Source organism: Pseudomonas sp. MWU318 (assembly GCF_016756945.1).
Lineage (GTDB): Bacteria > Pseudomonadota > Gammaproteobacteria > Pseudomonadales > Pseudomonadaceae > Aquipseudomonas > Aquipseudomonas putida_A.
In genome coordinates, this window is the sequence record NZ_JAESJL010000007.1 from 1 (window position 1) to 19,759 (window position 19,759).

At 60.8% G+C, this 19,759-nt stretch carries 19 protein-coding genes; 7 read left to right on the forward strand and 12 right to left on the reverse strand.

What is annotated here, in order from left to right:
• Positions 1-4: 4 nt before the first annotated feature.
• The 8 genes from pdxJ to lptF form a co-directional block, all read right to left on the reverse strand.
• Entirely contained in the window at positions 5-751 is a 747-nt protein-coding gene (pdxJ, locus tag JN524_RS17080) for a pyridoxine 5'-phosphate synthase (protein ID WP_047292711.1), read from the reverse strand.
• Between the two features lie 39 nt (positions 752-790).
• On the reverse strand, positions 791-1,480 hold the full coding sequence (recO, locus tag JN524_RS17085) for a DNA repair protein RecO (protein ID WP_202370092.1): 690 nt from the start codon (positions 1,478-1,480) through the stop codon (positions 791-793).
• A 118-nt stretch (positions 1,481-1,598) separates the two neighbouring features.
• A complete protein-coding gene (era, locus tag JN524_RS17090; protein ID WP_202370093.1) occupies positions 1,599-2,501 on the reverse strand; it encodes a GTPase Era in 903 nt (300 codons plus the stop codon).
• The gene (rnc, locus tag JN524_RS17095; protein WP_024011703.1) at positions 2,494-3,183 is read right to left on the reverse strand and encodes a ribonuclease III; all 690 of its coding nucleotides are present in this window, start codon (positions 3,181-3,183) and stop codon (positions 2,494-2,496) included. Before rnc ends, era begins: the two co-directional genes overlap by 8 nt.
• 183 nt (positions 3,184-3,366) lie before the next feature.
• Positions 3,367-4,221, reverse strand: a complete 855-nt coding sequence (gene lepB / locus JN524_RS17100; RefSeq protein ID WP_025112167.1) for a signal peptidase I — start codon at positions 4,219-4,221, stop codon at positions 3,367-3,369.
• A 9-nt stretch (positions 4,222-4,230) separates the two neighbouring features.
• The gene (gene lepA / locus JN524_RS17105; RefSeq protein ID WP_003221926.1) at positions 4,231-6,027 is read right to left on the reverse strand and encodes a translation elongation factor 4; all 1,797 of its coding nucleotides are present in this window, start codon (positions 6,025-6,027) and stop codon (positions 4,231-4,233) included.
• A 172-nt stretch (positions 6,028-6,199) separates the two neighbouring features.
• Positions 6,200-7,261: an LPS export ABC transporter permease LptG gene (lptG, locus tag JN524_RS17110; protein ID WP_007965162.1), complete on the reverse strand. Its 1,062-nt coding sequence runs from the start codon at positions 7,259-7,261 to the stop codon at positions 6,200-6,202.
• On the reverse strand, positions 7,254-8,375 hold the full coding sequence (gene lptF, locus JN524_RS17115; protein ID WP_202370094.1) for an LPS export ABC transporter permease LptF: 1,122 nt from the start codon (positions 8,373-8,375) through the stop codon (positions 7,254-7,256). The genes lptG and lptF overlap by 8 nt, the downstream gene beginning before the upstream one ends.
• A gap of 308 nt (positions 8,376-8,683) precedes the next feature.
• Here lptF and JN524_RS17120 point away from each other — a divergent pair, with 308 nt between their 5' ends.
• The 5 genes from JN524_RS17120 (at position 8,684) to rlmF (ending at position 15,402) form a co-directional block, all read left to right on the forward strand.
• Positions 8,684-10,174, forward strand: a complete 1,491-nt coding sequence (locus JN524_RS17120) for a leucyl aminopeptidase (protein ID WP_202370095.1) — start codon at positions 8,684-8,686, stop codon at positions 10,172-10,174.
• A gap of 61 nt (positions 10,175-10,235) precedes the next feature.
• A complete protein-coding gene (locus JN524_RS17125; RefSeq protein WP_202370096.1) occupies positions 10,236-10,664 on the forward strand; it encodes a DNA polymerase III subunit chi in 429 nt (142 codons plus the stop codon).
• A gap of 8 nt (positions 10,665-10,672) precedes the next feature.
• A complete protein-coding gene (locus JN524_RS17130; protein ID WP_202370097.1) occupies positions 10,673-11,059 on the forward strand; it encodes a DNA polymerase III subunit chi in 387 nt (128 codons plus the stop codon).
• Between the two features lie 250 nt (positions 11,060-11,309).
• On the forward strand, positions 11,310-14,156 hold the full coding sequence (locus JN524_RS17135; protein WP_007965170.1) for a valine--tRNA ligase: 2,847 nt from the start codon (positions 11,310-11,312) through the stop codon (positions 14,154-14,156).
• Positions 14,157-14,382: 226 nt separating this feature from the next.
• Complete coding sequence (gene rlmF / locus JN524_RS17140; RefSeq protein ID WP_202370098.1) at positions 14,383-15,402, forward strand: 23S rRNA (adenine(1618)-N(6))-methyltransferase RlmF; 1,020 nt, start codon at positions 14,383-14,385, stop codon at positions 15,400-15,402.
• A 169-nt stretch (positions 15,403-15,571) separates the two neighbouring features.
• Here rlmF and JN524_RS17145 read toward each other — a convergent pair whose 3' ends face one another.
• The gene (locus tag JN524_RS17145; protein ID WP_003221909.1) at positions 15,572-15,853 is read right to left on the reverse strand and encodes an HU family DNA-binding protein; all 282 of its coding nucleotides are present in this window, start codon (positions 15,851-15,853) and stop codon (positions 15,572-15,574) included.
• A 531-nt stretch (positions 15,854-16,384) separates the two neighbouring features.
• Between JN524_RS17145 and yejK the strand changes: the two genes are divergently transcribed.
• Positions 16,385-17,389 carry a nucleoid-associated protein YejK gene (yejK, locus tag JN524_RS17150; RefSeq protein ID WP_202370099.1) on the forward strand — a complete coding sequence of 335 codons (1,005 nt, stop codon included), beginning with the start codon at positions 16,385-16,387 and terminating at the stop codon, positions 17,387-17,389.
• Positions 17,389-17,739, forward strand: a complete 351-nt coding sequence (locus JN524_RS17155) for a glutaredoxin family protein (protein ID WP_115986579.1) — start codon at positions 17,389-17,391, stop codon at positions 17,737-17,739. The genes yejK and JN524_RS17155 overlap by 1 nt, the downstream gene beginning before the upstream one ends.
• A 117-nt stretch (positions 17,740-17,856) precedes the next feature.
• Here JN524_RS17155 and JN524_RS17160 read toward each other — a convergent pair whose 3' ends face one another.
• The 3 genes from JN524_RS17160 to JN524_RS17170 form a co-directional block, all read right to left on the reverse strand.
• Positions 17,857-18,792: a glutathione S-transferase family protein gene (locus tag JN524_RS17160; protein WP_202370100.1), complete on the reverse strand. Its 936-nt coding sequence runs from the start codon at positions 18,790-18,792 to the stop codon at positions 17,857-17,859.
• 84 nt (positions 18,793-18,876) lie between these two features.
• Positions 18,877-19,179, reverse strand: a complete 303-nt coding sequence (locus JN524_RS17165) for a GIY-YIG nuclease family protein (protein ID WP_202370101.1) — start codon at positions 19,177-19,179, stop codon at positions 18,877-18,879.
• Between the two features lie 39 nt (positions 19,180-19,218).
• A complete protein-coding gene (locus JN524_RS17170; RefSeq protein ID WP_003221901.1) occupies positions 19,219-19,689 on the reverse strand; it encodes a nuclear transport factor 2 family protein in 471 nt (156 codons plus the stop codon).
• Between the last annotated feature and the right edge of the window lie 70 nt (positions 19,690-19,759).

Genomic DNA, 19,759 nt, shown 5'->3' on the forward strand with positions numbered 1-19,759 from the left:
ATCTTCAGCCTTTGAGCGCAGCTGCCAGAATCAGCGCCTTCATCTCGGACACTGCAGACTTGAACCCGACGAACAACGCATGCGCCACCAGCGCATGGCCGATGTTCAATTCGTTGATGCCCTTGATCGCCGCCACGGCTTCGACGTTGTGATAATGCAGGCCATGCCCGGCGTTGACGATCAGGCCCTGCGCCAGACCAAACGCTACGCCGTCAGCCACACGCTTCAGCTCTTCAGCAACTTCGGTCGGGGTTTCGGCATCAGCGTAACGCCCGGTGTGCAGTTCGATGGCCGGCGCACCGACGCGCTTCGACGCAGCGATCTGGCGCTCGTCAGCATCGATGAACAGCGACACCTCGCTGCCGATCTTCGACAGGCGCTCCACCGCTGCCTTGATCCGCTCTTCCTGCCCCGCTACATCCAGACCGCCTTCAGTGGTCAGTTCCTGACGGGTTTCCGGGACCAGACAGATGTGCGCCGGACGGATGCGCTCGGCGAACGCCATCATTTCTTCGGTGACGCCCATTTCGAAATTCATGCGGGTCTGCAGCACATCCTTGAGCAGCAGCACGTCGCGTTCCTGAATGTGCCGGCGGTCTTCGCGCAGGTGCACGGTGATGCCATCGGCGCCCGCCTCTTCCGCGTCCAGCGCTGCCTTGACCGGATCCGGGTAGCGTGTGCCACGGGCCTGACGCAGGGTGGCGACGTGGTCGATGTTCACGCCAAGAAGAATGCGATTGCTGGTGGTCACGGATGCGCTCCTGAAGGGAAAGATTCGGCGCACAGCATATCAGGGCTTGCGAAATAGCTCGCGGCTGACGAGGGGGCGACCGCCCAAGTGCACGGCCAATGCCTGACGCATCAGACGCTTGGCGGCGGACAGTGCGCCGGGAGCGGTCCAGTCGGCCTCAGCCATGGCCAGCAGTTCGGTGCCGTTGAACAGCCCCGGCTGCAACAGAAACACCCGTTCAAGCCCGGCGTCCACTTGCAGACGATACAGACCGTCCGGCGCGACCGGTTCGCTGTGGATATCGGTGTTCAGGGAAAAGCCGTAACCGAGATCGTCCAGCAGGCGCCATTCGAACGAGCGCAACAACGGCTCCAGCGGGCGACCTTCGGCCAGCGCCAACAGTGTGGCAGCGTAGTGATCGAACACCGCCGGGTGCGGGTCTTCGGCGGGTAGCAGGCGGATCAGCAGCTCATTGAGATAGAGGCCGCTGAACAGCGCCTCGCCGACCATCCAGGTCGCGTTGCCGGCACTTTCCATGCGCCCGACGTTCTTCAGCTCACCCTTGCCACGAAACTCGACTTCCAGCGGCACGAACGGTCGCGCCAGTGTCCCGGCCTTGCCCCGCGCACTGCGCAACACCGCCCGCAGCCGCCCTTGCGGCGTGAGGAAGTCGACCAGCGCGCTGGTTTCGCGGTAGGCGCGCGAATGCAGGACGTAGGCGGGTTGGGCGGGAGGTGGGGTTTGCGACATGGACGTTGTTTCCCGGTCGGGATTGCAAAAAAGATCGCAGCCTTCGGCAGCTCCTACAATGTCTTGTGTACACCTGTAGGAGCTGCCGAAGGCTGCGATCTTTTGATCTTCGAATCGCTTACAGGTCGCCGTAACCCAGCGAACGCAGTGCACGCTCGTCGTCGGACCAGCCGCCCTTCACCTTGACCCACAGGTTGAGCATGATCTTGGAGTCGAACAGCAGCTCCATGTCCTTGCGCGCTTCGGTGCCGATGCGTTTGATGCGCTCACCCTTGTCGCCAATGATGATCTTCTTCTGACCGTCACGCTCGACGAGGATCAGCGCGTGGATGTGCAGGGTCTTGCCCTGCTGCTTGAACTCTTCGATCTCGACGGTGATCTGGTACGGCAGCTCGGCGCCCATCTGACGCATGATTTTCTCGCGCACCAGTTCGGCGGCAAGGAAACGGCTGCTGCGGTCGGTGATCTGGTCTTCCGGGAAGAAGTGATCGTTCTCCGGCAGATGCTCGGCGATGACCCTTTCCAGCGCGTCGAGGTTGTGCCCGTGCTGCGCGGAAATCGGGATGATCTGCGCATTCGGCAGCTGTTCCTGCAACCACGACAAGTGCGGCATCAGCTCGGACTTGTCTTCGATGCGGTCGGTCTTGTTCAGCGCGACGATCAGCGGGCCGGTCACGTACTGCACGCGCTCCAGCACCATCTGGTCCTCTTCGGTCCACTTGGTGCGATCAACCACGAAGATCACCACGTCGACGTCTTTCAATGCTGCCGAAGCGGTTTTGTTCATGTAGCGGTTCAGGGCCTTTTCGCCACCCTTGTGCATGCCGGGGGTGTCGACGTAGATCGCCTGCACGTCACCCTCGGTCTTGATCCCGAGCATGTTGTGGCGGGTGGTCTGCGGCTTGCGCGAGGTGATCGCGAGCTTCTGGCCGAGGATGTGGTTGAGCAACGTCGACTTGCCGACGTTGGGACGGCCGACGATGGCAACGTAGCCACAGCGAGTTGCGTTTGTATCAGTCATTGCCATTCTCCACGCCCAGGGCAATCAGTGCTGCGGCGGCCGCTACCTGTTCGGCAATACGACGGCTCACACCCTGACCTCGGCTTTTTTCATTCAATAAGACCACTTCGCACTCGACGAAGAAAGTACGGCAGTGCGGCTCACCCTGGATATCCACCACTTCGTAGCGTGGCAGTTCGCAACCGCGCGATTGCAGATGTTCCTGCAGACGGGTCTTGGGATCCTTGTTGGTATCGACCAGCGTCAGGCCTTCGAACTCACCGGCCAGCCAGGCCAGTACGCGCTCGCGAGCGACGTCCATGCCGGCATCGAGGTAGATCGCACCGATCAGCGCTTCGAGGGCATCGGCCAGAATCGATTCGCGACGGAAGCCACCGCTTTTCAGTTCGCCCGAGCCCAGACGCAGGTAGTCGCCCAAGTCGAAACCACGGGCCAGCACGGCCAGTGTCTCACCCTTCACCAGACGTGCGCGCAAACGCGACAACTGGCCTTCGCGGGCCAGCGGGAAGCGATCGAACAGCGCCTCGCCGGCAACGAAGTTGAGGATGGCATCGCCGAGGAATTCCAGGCGTTCGTTATTACGACCGGCAAAGCTGCGGTGCGTGAGGGCCAGCAGCATCAGCTCCTGATCCTTGAAGGTGTAACCGAGCTGGCGCTCGAGACGGCTTAGAGAAACGCTCACGGTTTACCCACGCTGAGTTCGTGGCTGGATTCCACTGCCATCGCCGGGGTACGGCGCAGGCCTGGGACAATTAACGCTGTGTTCAAAAATGACGTCCTGAATATCGTGGCTTCATGCCCTGGTGCCGATTTGTGTCGACTCCAGAAATGCATTCGGCGCTGTGGTCAACAGCGCCGTGATTGATTACTTGATCAGGCCAACCCGCGAGAAATTCGGCAGGTGGCTGAGTTTCGGTTCCGGCCAGCTCATCCAGACAGCGAAGGCTTTGCCGACGATATTCTGGTCGGGAACCATGCCCAGCAGATCCTTGGGAATGTTCGGGTCATCCCAGTAGCGACTGTCGTTGGAGTTGTCGCGGTTGTCGCCCATCATGAAGTAATGGCCGGCCGGCACGGTCCAGGTATGGTCCGGGGTAGCACGGTAGCGGCTCATTTCCTTGCGGATCAGGTGCTCGGCAGCGCCGAGTTTTTCCTTGTAGAGCTCCGCGCTGCCCAGCGTGCCCGGCTCGGAGCCGACCAGTTGTTCGGCAATCGACTCGCCATTGACCAACAGGCGCTTGTCGGCGGTGTAACGCACCGTGTCGCCCGGCAAGCCGACTACACGCTTGATGTAGTTGACGTTCGGGTCGCTCGGGTAGCGGAACACCATCACATCGCCACGCTGCGGATCACCGACTTCGATGATTTTCTTATCGATCACCGGCAGGCGGATCCCGTAAGAAAACTTGTTCACCAGAATGAAGTCGCCCACGTCCAGGGTCGGTTTCATCGAGCCGGACGGGATCTGGAACGGTTCCACCAGGAACGAACGCAGCACCAGCACGATGAACAGCACCGGAAAGAACGACTTGCCGTATTCAACCAGCAACGGCTCTTTGTTCAGCTTCTCGACCACCACGGGCTCGGGCTGGCTGACACTGCCTTGATAAGAGGCAATGGCAGCACGCCGACGCGGCGCCAGGAACAGCAGATCGAGCAACGCCAACAGGCCGCAGACGAACACGGCGATGACCAGCAACAGCGGGAAATTTAGTGACATAGGACCTGACTATTCCAACCTGAGCACGGCAAGGAAGGCTTCTTGCGGAATTTCCACGTTGCCGACCTGCTTCATGCGTTTCTTACCGGCCTTTTGCTTTTCAAGCAGCTTTTTCTTACGGCTTACGTCACCGCCGTAGCATTTGGCCAATACGTTCTTTCTGAGTGCCTTGACGGTTGTCCGGGCAACGATCTGACCGCCAATGGCCGCCTGGATCGCTACGTCGAACATCTGACGAGGAATCAGTTCTTTCATCTTCTCGGTCAACTGGCGACCTTTGAAGTGCGAATTGTCACGGTGCACGATCAACGCCAGGGCGTCGACCTTGTCACCGTTGATCAGCACGTCCAGTTTCACCAGATTAGCCGATTGGTAACGATCGAAATGGTAATCCAGCGAAGCATAGCCGCGGCTGGTGGATTTGAGGCGATCGAAGAAGTCCAGGACCACTTCGTTCATCGGCAGGTCGTAGGTCACCTGTACCTGATTGCCGAGGAACAGCATGTCGACCTGTACGCCGCGTTTCTCGATGCACAGGGTGATGACGTTGCCCAGGTGTTCCTGCGGAACCAGAATGTTGGCCCGCACGATAGGCTCGCGCATGTCTTCGATTGCCGACACATCCGGAAGCTTGGATGGGTTGTCGACGTAAATCGTTTCACCGGTTTTCAGCACCAGCTCGAAAATTACCGTTGGCGCGGTGGTGATCAGGTCCAGGTCGTATTCGCGCTCGAGGCGTTCCTGGATGATCTCCATGTGCAGCATGCCGAGGAACCCGCAACGGAAGCCGAAGCCCAGGGCGTCGGAGCTTTCCGGGGTGTACTGCAGCGACGAGTCGTTCAGGGTCAGTTTCTGCAGCGCTTCGCGGAAGTCCTCGAAGTCGTCGGAGCTGACCGGGAACAGACCGGCGTAAACCTGTGGCTGGATGCGTTTGAAGCCGGGCAGAACCGGCACATCCGGGGTCGAGCTCAGGGTCAGGGTGTCACCGACCGGCGCACCGTGAATGTCCTTGATGCTGGCGATGATGAAGCCCACTTCGCCAGCCTTGAGGTCAGCGGTAGCGGTGTGCTTCGGGTTGAATACACCAACGCTGTCGACCAGGTGGATCTTGCCGGTGGATTTCACCAGGATCTTGTCGCCCTTCTTCACGCGGCCATGACGCACGCGCACCAGGGAGACAACGCCCAGGTAGTTGTCGAACCAGGAGTCGATGATCAACGCTTGCAGCGGATCTTCGATGTTGCCGGTCGGCGCGGGAATGGTCGCGACCAGACGCTCGAGCACTTCGTCGACACCCAGGCCGGTCTTGGCGCTGCAGGTGACGGCGTCGGTGGCGTCGATGCCGATGATCTTCTCGATCTCGTCCTTGACGCGGTCCGGCTCGGCCTGGGGCAGGTCGATCTTGTTCAGCACCGGCATGACCTCGAGGCCTTGCTCGATGGCGGTGTAGCAGTTGGCCACGGACTGGGCTTCAACACCCTGACCGGCATCGACCACCAGCAACGCACCTTCACACGCGGCCAGGGAACGGCTGACTTCGTAGGTGAAGTCGACGTGACCCGGGGTGTCAATGAAGTTCAGCTGGTAGGTGACGCCATCTTTGGCCTTGTAATAGAGGGTAACGCTGTGGGCCTTGATGGTGATCCCGCGTTCGCGCTCCAGATCCATGGAATCCAGTACCTGGGCTTCCATTTCACGCTCGGCCAGGCCACCGCACATCTGGATGAAACGGTCAGCCAGCGTCGACTTGCCATGGTCAATGTGGGCGATGATGGAGAAATTGCGGATATGACTCAAATCACTCACGGATCAACACTCAAAAAGGCTGCAGGCTTGGCCCGCCGAAAAATAGCCGGGAATTGTACCTGATACACGGCGCAAGCGTCACGTTCGCCTGTCACCCCGATTGCATACGAAAACGCCCCGATCTGTCGACCGAGGCGTTTTCGCGGTTAAAGCATTGGCAACAACGCGGCCATCAGCCGGCCCGTCGCAGCAACCACACACCCGCCAGCGCACAGACCGTGGCTGGCACCAGCACCGCGAACAGCGGCGAGAAACCGAACACCAGGCTCGACGGGCCGAGCAGATCCTGGACAATGCGGAAGGTGAAGCCCACCAGCACACCGGTGAACACTCGCTGACCGAGGGTCACCGAGCGCAACGGACCGAAGATGAAGGAGATCGCCATCAGCACCAGCGCGGCGGTGACCAGCGGCTGCAACACCTTGACCCAAAATGCCAGCCAGTAGCGGCCGTTGCTCAGGCCCTGATCCGCCAGGTAGTGGATGTAGCCCCACAGACCGGAAATCGACAGCGACTCAGGCGCCATCACCACCGTGTTGAGCAGTTGCGGGCTCAGCGACACGTCCCACTCCTCGCTCGGCGCATTCACCACTTCGGTGCTGCGCTCGTGGAAGACCGTGGTGGTCACGTCGCTGAGCAGCCAGCGCTTGCCGTCGAACTCCGCACGCTTGGCGAAGCTGGAGCTGAGCAGGTGGCGCTCTTTGTCGAAGTGATAGCGGGTCACGCCATACAACAGGCCGTCGGGTTGCACGGCGTTGATGTGGATGAATTCCTCACCCTGACGGTGCCACATGCCGTGCTTGGCGCTCTGCGCATCGCCGCTGCCTTGCGCCAGCGAGCGATTGGCCTGGGCCATGCTTTCGGTGGCCGGGGCCACGTATTCGCCGATCAGCACGCCGGCCAGCATCAGCACCAGCATTGGCTTCATGACCGCCCAGACGATGCGCCCGATGGACACACCCGCGGCGCGCATGACCGTCAGTTCGCTGCTGCTGGCCAGACTGCCGAGGCCGATCAGACAGCCGATCAGCGCGGCCATCGGCAACATTTCATACAAGCGACGCGGTGCGGTGAGCAGGACAAAGCTCAGCACATCGGTCAGCGTGTAGGTATCGCTGACGTCGCTCATCTCGTCGATGAAGGCAAACAGGGTCGCCAGACCCAGAATGATCGCCAGCACGGCGATGATCGCCACGAATACGCTGCTGCCGATGTAGCGGTCGAGTTTAACCACGGGCCACCTCCAGCGCAGCGCTGCGACGGCTGGCCAGCTTCAGGCGCAACGGCTCCCAGTACAGCAGGCCGAGACCGATGACCAGGAAGATCCCGTGCACCCACCACAGTCCCAGCGCCGCTGGAATCTTGCCTTTTTCGAGGGCGCCGCGGGCGGCAATCAGGATGGTCAGGTAAGCCATATAAAGAAGAATCGCCGGCAGCAGCTTCAGGAAACGGCCCTGACGCGGATTGACCCGCGACAGCGGCACCGCCATCAGGGTCACGATGAACACCAGCAACGGCAGGGAAATCCGCCATTGCAGTTCGGCCCTGGAACGCTCGTCGTCGGCGCCCAGCAGGGTCGAAGTCGGGATCGCGTCACGGTCGGTGACTTCGTCACTGGCATCAGGTTTTGGCAGCAATACGCCGTAGGTGTCGTATTTGATCGCGCGGTAATCGGCCTGACCCGGGCTGCCGTCATAGCGATAGCCGTTGTGCAGGATCAGGTAGCGGTTGCCGTCAGAGTGGATCTCCTGACGGCCCTTTTCGGCCACCAGCACGGAAATCCCGCGGTCCTTCTGATTGGCCCCGAGATTTTTCTGCGAGATGAACACGCCGCCGAGGTTGACGCGATCGTCGGTCAGGCTTTCGGTGTAGGTCACTCGGGTACCGTCACGCAATGCCTGGAAACGGCCAGGCTCGAGGGTATCGAACTCGGTCAGGGCGTCCTGCTTGTTCAGCAGCAACTGAAACTGGTTGGCGCCTTGCGGGGCCAGACTCAGGCTCAGCCACGCCACCACCAGTGCCACCAGCGTCGCCGGGAACAGGGTCATGCGCAGCAGACGCTGCTGACTCATGCCGGTGGCCGAGAGCACGGTCATTTCGCTTTCGAGGTACAGCCGGCCGTAAGCCAGCAGGATCCCGAGAAACAGACCCAACGGCAGGATCAGTTGCATGAAACCCGGCAGACGGTAACCCATGATCAGGAACAGCGATCCCGGATCGAGTTGGCCCGCAGCGGCCTGGGCAAGGTATTTGATGAAGCGACCGCTCATGATGATGACCAGCAGCACGGCGCTGACGGCGCTCAGGGTCAACATCACTTCACGGGACAGATAACGGAAGACGATCAAACCAGACACTCCAGGGTTGTCAGGCTAAGGCGGCCAAACAAGCAAACGTTTCGAGCGACCCGCAAGGCAGAGCCGTCGAAAAAAGATGCGGCATTATCCTGTGATTGAGGGCGCCTGTCACTGCGCACACTCACCCAAGCGTAGATTCCGTTGAAGATCGCACAACCGAGGGTTGTCAGGCGCGGTGAGCGAGGTTCAAACTGCCGCCTTCGTCGCAGGCACAGACCTGCGCCTCTTCTATCTATAAGCAGGCGACTGCGGACACCGTCGAACGCCTGTGTGTTGACCATTCATTCAGGGATCCGGACATGGAACTGGTTGTAAAAAGCGTTAGCCCAGAAACGTTGAAAACCGCCACTCTGGTGGTTGCCGTCGGCGAAGGCCGCAAACTCGGCGTCGCCGCCAGACAGATCGACGAACTGAGCGGTGGCGCGATCAGCGCCGTGCTCAAGCGTGGCGATCTGGCCGGCAAGGTCGGTCAGAGCCTGCTGCTGCACAGCCTGCCGAACCTGAAAGCCGAGCGCGTGCTGCTGGTCGGCGTCGGCAAGGATGAAGAACTGGGCGACCGTCCGTTCCGCAAAATCGTTGCCGGCATCCTCAATACCCTGAAAGGTCTGGGCGGCAGCGACGCCGTGCTGGCCCTGGATGAAATCATCGTCAAGAACCGCGACAGCTACGGCAAGACCCGTCTGCTGGCGGAAACCCTGGTGGACGGCGAATACACCTTCGACCAGTTCAAGAGCCAGAAAGCCGAACCGCGCACCCTGAAAAAAATTACCCTGCTGACCATCAAGGCTGCTCAGGCTGAAGTGCAGCGCGCCGTGAACCACGCTACGGCAATCGCCAACGGCATGGCCTTCACCCGCACCCTGGGCAACCTGCCGCCGAACATCTGCCACCCGACGTTCCTTGGCGAGCAAGCGAAGAACCTCGGCAAAGAGTTCAAGGATCTGAAAGTCGAAGTCCTCGACGAGAAGAAGATCAAATCCCTGGGCATGGGCTCGTTCTACGCCGTCGGCCAGGGCAGCGCCCAGCCGCCGCGCCTGATCGTCATGCAATACAACGGTGGCAAGAAATCCGAGAAGCCTTACGCGCTGGTCGGCAAAGGCATCACCTTCGACACCGGCGGTATCAGCCTCAAGCCGGGCGCCGGCATGGACGAAATGAAGTACGACATGGGTGGCGCAGCCTCCGTGTTCGGTACCCTGCGTGCCGTGCTCGAGCTGAAGCTGCCGATCAACCTGGTGTGCATCCTCGCTTGCGCGGAAAACATGCCGAGCGGCAATGCTTCGCGTCCGGGCGACATCGTCACCACCATGAGCGGCCAGACCGTGGAAATCCTCAACACCGACGCCGAAGGCCGTCTGGTGCTGTGCGACGCCCTGACCTACTCCGAGCGCTTCAAGCCACAAGCAGTGATCGACATCGCCACCCTGACCGGTGCCTGTGTGGTTGCACTCGGTGCACACACTTCCGGCCTGCTGGGCAATAACGACGAACTGATCGAGCAACTGCTCAGCGCCGGCAAGGCTGCTGACGACCGCGCCTGGCAACTGCCGCTGTTCGACGAATACCAGGAGCAACTGGACAGCCCGTTCGCCGACATCGCCAACATTGGCGGGCCGAAGGCCGGCACCATAACCGCCGCGTGCTTCCTGTCGCGCTTCACCAAGAACCTCAACTGGGCGCACCTGGACATCGCGGGCACCGCGTGGACCAGCGGCGGCAAGGACAAGGGCGCCACCGGCCGTCCGGTTCCGCTGCTGACCCAATACCTGCTGGACCGCGCCAAAGCCTGAAACCGATGAACCTGGGCGGCGTCACTTTGCGGTGACGCCGCTCAAGGCTCAGGGAACCGCAATGACCAAAGTCGACTTCTATATCCTGCCCAGCGCCGATCCTTCGGCTCGCCTGGACTTTGCCTGCAAACTCACTGAAAAAGCCTGGCGCATGGGCCACCGCATCTACCTGCATTGCAGCGATGCCGCTCAGCGTGACGATCTCGATGCACGCCTGTGGGCGTTCAAGGGCGAAACCTTCGTGCCGCACGGCCCTGCCGAAAGCGAACCGGACGGTTTGATCGTGCTGGGATTGGGCGCTGACTGCGGCGCGCATCAGGATCTGCTGGTCAACCTCGACCTGAAAGTCCCGGCCTTCGCCAGCCAATTCGCCCGAGTGGCGGAAGTGGTGGTGGAAGATCCGACGATTCGCGCGGCGGCACGGGAGAGTTTCCGTTTCTACCGCGAACAGGGCTATCCTCTGCAAGATCACCGTTTACAGCGACTCTGAGTACGCCGATGGACACTCCAAAACCGCTGCAAAAGCCTGCACACCTGCTGGACGATCTCGAATCGATCCGCCAGTTGCTCGGCGATGACAACCTGCAACCGCCACTGCTGACCGACACGGTCGAGGACGGCGAACAGGAACAGATTCCGATGCTGTTCGAGGCCGTCGACGCCACGCCGCCGACCGTCGAACCGCCACCTGCTCCGGCCCCGGCACCTGCTGCCGCACCTGTGGATAAAGGCCCGGACGCCCTGCTGCACCTCGATAGCGAACTGCGCGCCGCCGCGCAATTGATCATGCAGGACGTGATCGACGACTTCGCGCCGCACATCGAAACCGAAATCAAACGCCGCCTCGAAGCGCGGATGGAACGGCTCCTCAGCCAGTACGAATAACCCGGATGGATCTCCTTGTGGCGAGGGGATTTATCCCCGATCGGCTGCGCAGCAGTCGTGAACCCTGCAAATACGCAGCGTGATTGAAATATTAGGGCTGCTGCGCGGCCCATCGGGGATAAATCCCCTCACCACAAGGCTCCCCCCAACATTAGTGTCCGCCCAGCCTCCCCCCCGCTCGCCCTCGGCCCCATGCCCCGCTATACTTCCCGGCTTTTCCTGAATAAATGCCAATAGGGTCCCGCCGCGCATGGATAAGACCTACCAGCCGCACGCCATTGAAACTTCCTGGTACAACACCTGGGAGTCCGAGAACTATTTCGCACCGCAAGGCGCGGGCGATTCCTACACCATCATGATCCCGCCGCCGAACGTCACCGGCAGCCTGCACATGGGTCACGGTTTCAACAACGCGATCATGGACGCCCTGATCCGTTTCCGCCGCATGCAGGGTCGCAACACCCTGTGGCAGCCGGGCACCGACCACGCCGGTATCGCCACGCAGATGCTGGTCGAGCGTCAACTGGAAGCCACCGGCCAGAACCGTCACGACCTGGGCCGCGAGAAATTCCTCGAGAAAGTCTGGGAGTGGAAGGATCAGTCCGGCGGCAACATCAGCCGCCAGATCCGCCGCCTCGGCTCGTCTGTGGACTGGAGCCGCGAGCGCTTCACCATGGACGACGGTCTCTCGGAAGCGGTTAAAGAAGCCTTCGTACGCCTGCACGAAGACGGCCTGATCTACCGCGGCAAGCGTCTGGTCAACTGGGACACCAAGTTGCACACGGCGATTTCCGACCTCGAAGTGGAAAACCACGACGAGAAAGGTTTCCTGTGGAACCTCAAGTACCCGCTGGCTGACGGCGCGAAAACCGCTGAAGGCAACGATTTCCTGATCGTCGCGACCACCCGTCCGGAAACCATGCTCGGCGACTCCGCCGTCGCGGTTAACCCGAACGATGAGCGCTACAAAGCCCTGATCGGCAAATTTGTCGAGCTGCCACTGGTTGGCCGCCGCATCCCGATCATCGCCGACGATTACTGCGATCCTGAATTCGGCACCGGTTGCGTGAAAATCACCCCGGCCCACGACTTCAACGACTACGAAGTCGGCAAGCGCCACAATCTGCCGCTGCTGAACATCTTCGACAAGAACGCCAACGTGCTGCCCGCAGCCCAGGTGTTCAACCTCGACGGCACGCTGAACGACAGCATCGACGGCAAGATTCCGGCCGAGTACGCCGGTCTCGAGCGTTTCGAAGCGCGTAAGCAGATCGTTGCCGCGTTTGATGCCGCCGGCCTGCTGGTCAGCGTCGACGATCACAACCTGAAAGTGCCGAAAGGCGACCGTTCCGGCACCGTGATCGAACCGTGGCTGACCGACCAGTGGTACGTGTCGACCAAACCGCTGGCCGAGCCAGCGATTGCCGCCGTTGAAGACGGCCGTATCCAGTTCGTGCCAAAACAGTACGAAAACATGTACTTCTCGTGGATGCGCGACATCCAGGACTGGTGCATCAGCCGTCAACTGTGGTGGGGCCACCGGATTCCGGCCTGGTACGACGAGTCGGGCAAGGTCTACGTCGGTCGCGACGAAGCCGAAGTGCGGGCCAAGCACAACCTCGGCCCGGACGTTGCGCTGCAACAGGACAACGACGTGCTCGACACCTGGTTCAGCTCGGGTCTGTGGACGTTCTCCACCCTCGGCTGGCCGGAAAAGACCGAGTTCCTGAAGAAATTCCACTCCACCGACGTGCTGGTCACCGGTTTCGACATCATTTTCTTCTGGGTTGCCCGGATGATCATGCTGACGATGCACCTGATCAAGAACGAGGACGGTACCCCGCAAGTACCGTTCAAGACCGTTTACGTGCACGGTCTGGTGCGTGATGGCCAGGGTCAGAAGATGTCCAAGTCCAAGGGCAACGTCCTGGACCCGCTGGACATCATCGACGGTATCGAGCTGGAAGCCCTGGTGCAGAAACGCACCTCCGGCATGATGCAGCCGAAACTGGCGAAGAAGATCGAGAAGCAGACCCGCGACGAGTTCGCCGACGGCATCGCCAGCTACGGCACCGACGCCCTGCGCTTCACCTTCTGCTCGCTGGCGTCCACCGGTCGCGACATCAAGTTCGACATGGGCCGCGTCGAAGGCTATCGCAACTTCTGCAACAAGATCTGGAACGCCGCGCGTTATGTTCTGGACAAGGGCGAAGACTGCGGCCAGAACGGCGAAGCCTATGAGCTGTCGCTGGCGGATCGCTGGATCATCTCGCAACTGCAACGCACCGAAGCCGAAGTGACCCGTCAACTGGATCAGTTCCGTTTCGACCTCGCCGCGCAAGCGCTGTACGAGTTCATCTGGAACCAGTACTGCGACTGGTACCTGGAACTGTCCAAGCCAGTGCTGTGGGACGAAAACGCTCCGGTCGAGCGTCAGCGCGGCACCCGTCGCACCCTGGTGCGCGTACTGGAAGTGGCGCTGCGTCTGGCGCACCCGTTCATGCCGTTCATCACCGAAGAAATCTGGCAGCGCATCGCGCCGCTGGCCGGCATTCAGGGCAAGACGATCATGCTGCAGCCTTGGCCGGTGGCCAACGAGGAGCGCATCGATCCAGCCGCCGAAGACGACATCGAGTGGCTCAAGGGCCTGATGCTCGGCACACGTAACATCCGTGGCGAAATGAACATCGGCCCGGGCAAACCGTTGCCGATCTACCTGAAGAACGTCAGCGCTGAAGATCAGCGTCGCCTGACAGAGAACGAGGCGCTGCTGAAGAAGCTGGCGCGTCTCGAGTCGATCACGGTACTCGCTGCTGGCGAAGAAGCGCCGCTGTCCGCCACCGCACTGGTGGGCGAGATGGAAGTGCTGGTGCCGATGGCCGGTCTGATCGACAAGGGCGCCGAGCTGGCACGTCTGGATAAGGAAATCCTGCGTCTGCAGGGCGAAGTCCAGCGGGTTGGCGGCAAGCTGTCGAACGCCGGTTTCGTTGACAAGGCCCCGGCCGAAGTCATCGAGAAGGAACGCGCCAAACTGGCCGAGGCTGAACAGGCCCTGGGCAAACTGGCCGAGCAGCACGCGCGGATTTCCAGCCTGTAAGGGCAAGCCGCAATGAAAAAGGGAGGCCGCAATGGCCTCCCTTTTTTATGCCCGCCACACCTCCCCTGTAGGAGCTGCCGCAGGCTGCGATCTTTTGACTTTGGATTTTTAAAAACAAGATCAAAAGATCGCAGCCTGCGGCAGCTCCTACAGGGAATGGGGTTCACAGCGGCTGGATGTGGGACAATACCCGCCACTTTCAGCCATACCCGAATCGATCACACCCATGAACGCCCCCCGCACACCCAAACCTGCGCGCAAGAAGCCTGATGCCGCGACCCCGGCCAAAGCCGTCGAGCCGCGTGAAAAGGCCAGCCTGCACCCGCGCAATCGCCACCAGGGTCGCTACGACTTCCCGGCGCTGATCAAGACCACGCCGGAACTGGCGAAATTCGTGATCACCAACCCGTACGGCAAGGAAAGCATCGACTTCGCCAGCCCCGACGCGGTGCGCGTGTTCAACCGGGCGCTGCTCAAGGCGTTCTATGGCATCGAGCATTGGGACATTCCGGCGGATTATCTGTGCCCACCGGTCCCGGGCCGTGCCGATTACGTGCATTTCCTCGCCGACCTGCTGGCGAGCATGAACGACGGCAAAGTGCCGCGCGGCGCGATCGTCAACGTGCTGGATATCGGCATGGGCGCCAACTGCGTTTATCCGCTGATCGGCAACAGCGAATACCGCTGGCACTTCCTCGGTTCGGAAATCGATCCGACCGCCGTGGCTGCCGCCCGAGCCATCGTCCAGTCCAACGGGCTGAACAAGGTGATCCAGCTGCGCCAGCAGGAAAACCGCAAGCACATCCTGATCGGCTTGCTGGAGCCGGGAGAGCGCTTCGACCTGACCATGTGCAACCCGCCGTTCCACGCTTCGATGGAAGAGGCGACCAAGGGCAGCGAGCGCAAATGGCGCGCACTGGGCAAGGCCGATCCGAAACGCAAGCTGCCGGTGCTGAACTTCGGTGGTCAGTCGGCCGAGCTGTGGTGTGAGGGCGGTGAAGCGCGTTTCGTAACGCAACTGATCGCCGAGAGCGCGAACTTCCAGCACAAGGTGCTGTGGTTCAGCACCCTGGTGTCGAAAGCCTCGAACCTGCCGGCCATCGAAACCGCCCTGAAAAAGGCCGGCGTGCTGGAAAGCCAGGTGGTGGATATGTCGCAAGGGCAGAAACAGAGCCGCTTTGTGGCATGGACCTTTCAGACCAAGTCCGAGCAGCAGATCTGGCGTCGCGAGCGCTGGGTTCGCTGATTCTGTAGGAGCTGCGGCACGCTGCGATCTTTTGATCTTGATCCTGAAAAGATCGCAGCCTCGTTTCACTCGACAGCTCCTACAGAGTGGCGTAGCTCCACGCTAAATCGCAGACACAAAAAAACCGTGCCCGGATCGCTCCGGTGCACGGTTTTTTTATCGCTGCGTCTTACTTGTTCACAGCGTCGGTCAGGCCTTTGGCCACAACCAGCTTGATCACTTTCTTGGCAGGGATTTCGATGGCAGCGCCAGTCGAAGGGTTACGGCCAGTGCGGGCAGGACGCTCGGTCACTTTCAGCTTGCCGATACCTGGCAAGGTGATTTCGCCGCCGTTTTCCAGCTGATCGGCAACGATTTGGCCCAGTTGGTCCAGAGCGTTACGCGCGGTGGTTTTCGGCGCGTCGATAGCTTCAGCGATGTCGGCGATCAGTTGGTCTTTAGTAAGAGCCATGTAGTGTTCCTTCCCTATCAAATTCATATGGATTGCAGAGTGCAGTGTCAGCCATCGAGCCCGATCTTCTGGATCTGGCACCCTCGGCGATAACCACGACGAGTCGGGTTATAGATGCCGAAATCAGGGTTTGGTTCGACCTGACAAATGCTGATTGCACGCTTAACGCAGTGACTTCGCGTAAGACCGGGCAAAACTAGCACAGAGACGGGGAAATATCCGCCTCTAGCTACCCATTTGGTCAGCTTTATTGCTCTAAATTGGTAAAAAACTGCATAAGCACAGGCGCTTGCCCCGGATTTGCCCTTCCACCCCCTGATTACGCCGCCATGGGCCACAATTTCCCGACCATCCCCCATTCATGTAGGAGCTGCCGAAGGCTGCGATCTTTTGATCTTGTTTTTGAAAAATCAAAATCAAAAGATCGCAGCCTTCGGCAGCTCCTACAGAGAGCCTCGAATGGAGATTGCGGTACACTGGGCGCTTTTTCGGGGGAGCCTGCCCTCCTCCCTTCCACCAGCCGAGAAGCCCATGCCGATCCGTCATTGCATCGTCCACCTGATCGACAAAAAACCCGACGGCACGCCCGCAGTTCTGCACGCCCGTGACTCCGAACTGGCTGAGTCCGCGGCCATCGAGAACATGCTCGCCGACCTCAACGAGAGCTACAACGCCAAACAGGGCAAAGCCTGGGGCCTGTTCCATCCGGAATCCGGCGCGTTTCCGTTCAGCGGCTGGCTGAAGGAATACATGGAAGGCGGCAAGGACTTCGCCGCGTTCAGCAAGGTTGCGGTCGAGCATCTGCAGAAGCTGATGGAAGAGTCGAACCTGTCGGTCGGTGGCCACGTGCTGTTCGCCCACTATCAGCAAGGCATGACCGACTACCTGGCGATCGCCCTGCTGCACCACAGCGAAGGCGTGGCGGTGACCGATGAGCTGGACGTGACCCCATCGCGTCACCTCGACCTCGGCCAGCTGCACCTGGCGGCGCGGATCAACGTGTCCGAGTGGCAGAACAACAAGCAGTCCAAGCAGTACATCTCGTTCATCAAGGGCAAGAACGGCAAGAAGGTTTCGGAATACTTCCGCGACTTCATCGGCTGCCAGGAAGGCGTCGACGGCCCGGGTGAGACGCGCACCCTGCTCAAGGCCTTCAGCGACTTCGTCGAGAGCGAAGACCTGCCGGAAGAGTCGGCCCGCGAAAAAACCAAGACCCTGGTCGATTACGCCAGCAGCCAGGCCAAGCTCGGCGAGCCGATGGGCCTGGAAGAGCTGTCGGAGCTGATCGACGAAGAACGCCCGAAAGCCTTTTACGACCACATCCGCAACAAGGACTACGGTCTGTCGCCGGAGATTCCGGCGGACAAACGCACCCTTAACCAGTTCCGCCGCTTCACCGGCCGCGCCGAAGGCCTGTCGATCAGCTTTGAAGCGCACCTGCTGGGTTCGAAGATCGAGTACGACGAAGAGGCCGGCACCCTGATCATCAAGGGCCTGCCGACCTCGCTCACTGATCAGCTCAAGCGCCGCAACTGATGCTCGGCAATGTGCTGAAGAAGGTCGCACTGGTCCTGCTGGTGGTCGTGGTCTATCAGAACTGGGGCAAGATCGAGCGGGTGTTCAACCCGTCGCAGATGGTCTCTGAGCAGACGCGGGCGCAGGCCCGTGTCGTGTTGTATGCCACCGACTGGTGCGGCTACTGCAAGCAGACCAAACGCTTTCTCGACAGCAAGGGGATTCCTTTCAAGGAATTCGACATCGAGAAGGACGCCGAGGCGCGCAAGGCGTATGAGGCGCTGGGTGGACGCGGGATTCCGCTGATCGACGTGAATGGCACGTTGATTCGCGGGTTTGACCCGGACGAGATCCTCGCCGCCCTGAAATAACAACTGTGGGAGCGGGCTTGCTCGCGAAAGCGGTGTGCCAGTCAATAATGATCGCGACTGATTCACCGCATTCGCGAGCAAGCCCGCTCCCACAGGTTTTGTATCTGACTTGCGAGATCAGCGAGCTTCGATGCGGAATCCAAAGCGCGGAAAGTGCACGTGCACCACGCCGCCACGCGGGTCTTCGCGACGCAGGATCAGCTCTTCGCGGCCAGCAAACAGCAACTCACCCACCACCGGATCAACCCCGTAATCTGTCGCGGCAATCGCCACCTGCTGCCCGGCCTTGAAACCGTTCGGATCGACAAACTGCTCATCCGGCAACGCCGCCGGCGTCGAACTGCGCGCGACTTCCAGCGCCTCCTCGGCAGTCATCTCACTCGCGGCACCATGACCAAAGCCCAGCACACGCCCCAGCCAGGCAGTCACGGCCGGATATTCATCGACCAACGGCGCAGTGACGTGCGTCGCCTTGAGGAACCACAGTGGATGCGCCAGGGCGAAGTCGGCAATCGACGGTTCACCGAACAGGAAGTCGCCCTGCTCGCGCTGCAACTGCTGCTCCAGCCGCGCCATGAGCGTTGGCCATTGATGCTTGGCCTGCTCGGCCGACAGTCGCGTGGCACTGCCGCCACTGAACAGCCCGGCACGGTCAGCGATAAACGCCTTGATCGCTTCCGGCGGCAACTTGCCAAAGCGCACCGCCACCGATTCCGGCTGGAACACCAGGCTGACCGCATGCTGGAACACCACCGAATCGGCCCACGCGGCGAAGCTGGCGCTGGTCATTTCCTGCCCTTCCGGGAAAAACGCCGGCAGGGCTTTTTCCTGCTCCAGACGACGGGCAATCAACGATGTGTCGCAATAGATGTCGGCGCCGACCTGCAACACCGGGGTCTTGCGATAGCCACCGGTCAGCGCGGTCAGATCCGGCTTGGGCATCACCGGCGAAATGTGCACCGAGCGCCACGACAAGCCTTTGAAGCCCAATAGCAGACGAGCCTTTTCGGCAAATGGAGAGGTCGGGTAATGATGCAGAATCAACTCGGACATGCTCGGCTCCGCCGCACAGAAAGTGAGTCCGCAGCTTAGCGTGCATTTGGTTAGCAGCCTACAGATCTGCCTGATGGGAACCGATCAGTCAGATTGATAAGACGCGACCAGGCATTCCTTGGCGCTCTTGCGCAGCTTCTTGATCAAGCGTTCCTGACGCAACGCATCGCTCTTGTCGCGGCAACGTTCGGTGTAGACCAGCGCCATCGCCGGGCTGGACAGGAAGAAGCGCGCGCCCTTGCCGCTCTGATGCTTGGCGAAGCGGCGCACCGGGTCGTCGCTGATCCCGCAATACAGCGAACCGTTGGCCGCGCGCACGAGGTAGACGAACCAGGCCTTGCTCACTGGCTCGACGACATCAAGTGGTTTTTCGCTGAGGCTGGTCACTTCGGGATCTGGACGTGTAGGAAACAGGCCGCGATCTTATCAGCGACCGGCCTGAAATGCCTTCAGCCCTTTCAGCGCCTGCGCCCGGACCGCGTTGCGCACCAGCGGTGTCCAGCCCAGCAGCAAGCCTTTGAAACCCAACGCCTGCCGCGACCAGCGCCACAGGTCGAAGTGATCGTGGTGCTCGCAGATCTTGCCGTCACGAAAGACGAAGCGCGCCTGTATATCGTTGATCACCACGTTGCCGGTCTGGCTGAACAGGTAAGTCGCCACCCAGTGCGCACCGCCACTGCGCTCGTCGGCGCGGACATTGTCGAAAGTCAGGGAGAAGTCCTTGGCGCGGGTGGTGAGCATGCGCCACATGTCGCCGGCATCGCGCCCGCGCAGTTCACCGAAAGCCGGATCGCTGAACACCACATCGTCGGTGTAGCAGGCGGCCATGGCCTCGGCGTCGAGGCGCTGGAAGGCCTGATAGAAGCGGGTGATCAGGGCGGCGTGGGCTTCGCTCATGGGCAAACTCCAGGAAATGGACAGATTGCCAGCACGATAAGCTGCAAATCGCAGAAACACTATCGGCATT

Excerpts from the sequence above, each read along its gene's own strand:
- recO (WP_202370092.1), bottom strand. The coding sequence starts at position 1,480 with ATGTCGCAAACCCCACCTCCCGCCCAACCCGCCTACGTCCTGCATTCG.
- era (WP_202370093.1), bottom strand. The coding sequence starts at position 2,501 with ATGACTGATACAAACGCAACTCGCTGTGGCTACGTTGCCATCGTCGGC.
- lepB (WP_025112167.1), bottom strand. The coding sequence starts at position 4,221 with ATGTCACTAAATTTCCCGCTGTTGCTGGTCATCGCCGTGTTCGTCTGC.
- JN524_RS17120 (WP_202370095.1), top strand. The coding sequence starts at position 8,684 with ATGGAACTGGTTGTAAAAAGCGTTAGCCCAGAAACGTTGAAAACCGCC.
- JN524_RS17125 (WP_202370096.1), top strand. The coding sequence starts at position 10,236 with ATGACCAAAGTCGACTTCTATATCCTGCCCAGCGCCGATCCTTCGGCT.
- JN524_RS17130 (WP_202370097.1), top strand. The coding sequence starts at position 10,673 with ATGGACACTCCAAAACCGCTGCAAAAGCCTGCACACCTGCTGGACGAT.
- JN524_RS17135 (WP_007965170.1), top strand. The coding sequence starts at position 11,310 with ATGGATAAGACCTACCAGCCGCACGCCATTGAAACTTCCTGGTACAAC.
- rlmF (WP_202370098.1), top strand. The coding sequence starts at position 14,383 with ATGAACGCCCCCCGCACACCCAAACCTGCGCGCAAGAAGCCTGATGCC.
- JN524_RS17145 (WP_003221909.1), bottom strand. The coding sequence starts at position 15,853 with ATGGCTCTTACTAAAGACCAACTGATCGCCGACATCGCTGAAGCTATC.
- yejK (WP_202370099.1), top strand. The coding sequence starts at position 16,385 with ATGCCGATCCGTCATTGCATCGTCCACCTGATCGACAAAAAACCCGAC.
- JN524_RS17155 (WP_115986579.1), top strand. The coding sequence starts at position 17,389 with ATGCTCGGCAATGTGCTGAAGAAGGTCGCACTGGTCCTGCTGGTGGTC.
- JN524_RS17160 (WP_202370100.1), bottom strand. The coding sequence starts at position 18,792 with ATGTCCGAGTTGATTCTGCATCATTACCCGACCTCTCCATTTGCCGAA.
- JN524_RS17170 (WP_003221901.1), bottom strand. The coding sequence starts at position 19,689 with ATGAGCGAAGCCCACGCCGCCCTGATCACCCGCTTCTATCAGGCCTTC.